Here is a 1,244-nt window from a genome sequence, read left to right on the forward strand (position 1 = left end):
TTCCTTGCCGCAAGCGGTAATAAATAGCGCGGCAAGAATGACTGTGTATCGCATCAAAATTCTCATCTCATTAATTACAAGATTCATCAGCGCTCAATTACAATTGATATTCAATATCCCAAGGTATTTTTGAGCGGGATTTGGCCAGAATTGATTTGGCACCTAATACCGACGGTGCACTTTCTTTTCAGTAACAACGTGCCTCTTTTTCTGACGCTCACGCAAAAAGACAAACAGTCCTGACCCCAAGATCAGTGCGATACCGATAGCGACAGGCAGGTTTGGGAGTTCGCCCCAGATGACCCATCCCCAGAAAATGGCCATGGGAAGACCGACATATTCAAACGGTGCCACTGTAGCTGCGTCTGCCATGCGGTAAGCCTGGCCAAGGCAATACCCGACAATTGCAGAATTGAATCCGAGGCCAATAAACAACCAGCGGTCGGCCCCTTCGGGCCAAACCCAGGCACGCAGTAAGAAGATCAAGCTTTCGTTCTCGAGCCCGCTCGCAAAACGCCCATCCCCTGCCACTGACCAGAACAACAGACTGACAACGATAAAGCACGCCTGAATGTACACGGCCATTGCTGAGGCCTTGGACTTTGCGCCAAGGAAACGGGTTAGCACGTTGTTGAGGGCATAGGTGAAAGCAGCAAGAACCGGTAAGGCATACATCAACAGACCCACTTCACGCTCGCCGCCGGCCTCCCATGGGCGAGTCATGATCACCACGCCCAAAAATCCCACAAGCACAGCACCAATCCGCATCGGCCCAACTTTTTCGCCAAGCAATGGGATACTCAGCAAGGTGATCATCAAGGGGGCTACGAAGAAAACAGCGGTGGCTTCCGCCAGCGGCATTACTGCCAGGGCCGTAAAGAACGTCAGATTGGCAATGACAATCAGCAAACCGCGCACAAGGTGAAGTCCCGGCTGATCGGTTTTCAGGATGCGCCAACCGCCCTCCATCTGGACCAGCGCAAAGCTGAATCCGATCCCGATCAACGATCTTGTAAACACCATCTGGTGCAAGGGGTAACCGCCAGACAGGAATTTGATCAGCATATCATTGATAGAAATCGCTAATATTCCGATCAGCACGAACACAATACCAGCTGTCGGGTTTCGTAGTTTTTGTTCCGCTGTCATGGAGTGCCCTTTCACAGGGCCACTACCATGGGTCAAAGAATAGGTCACGTCGCTTTGCGACACGGCAGTTCGCTCAGATATCTGCGACGTGTATC

1 protein-coding gene is annotated in these 1,244 nt (G+C 51.5%); it reads right to left on the minus strand.

The annotated features are described in order from the left end of the window. Positions 1–162: 162 nt before the first annotated feature. The gene (locus ACR0DU_RS21320; protein ID WP_480869673.1) at positions 163–1,149 is read right to left on the minus strand and encodes a DMT family transporter; all 987 of its coding nucleotides are present in this window, start codon (positions 1,147–1,149) and stop codon (positions 163–165) included. Positions 1,150–1,244: the final 95 nt, after the last annotated feature.

Source organism: Ruegeria sp. G2 (assembly GCF_056533505.1).

Excerpts from the sequence above, each read along its gene's own strand:
- ACR0DU_RS21320 (WP_480869673.1), bottom strand. The coding sequence starts at position 1,149 with ATGACAGCGGAACAAAAACTACGAAACCCGACAGCTGGTATTGTGTTC.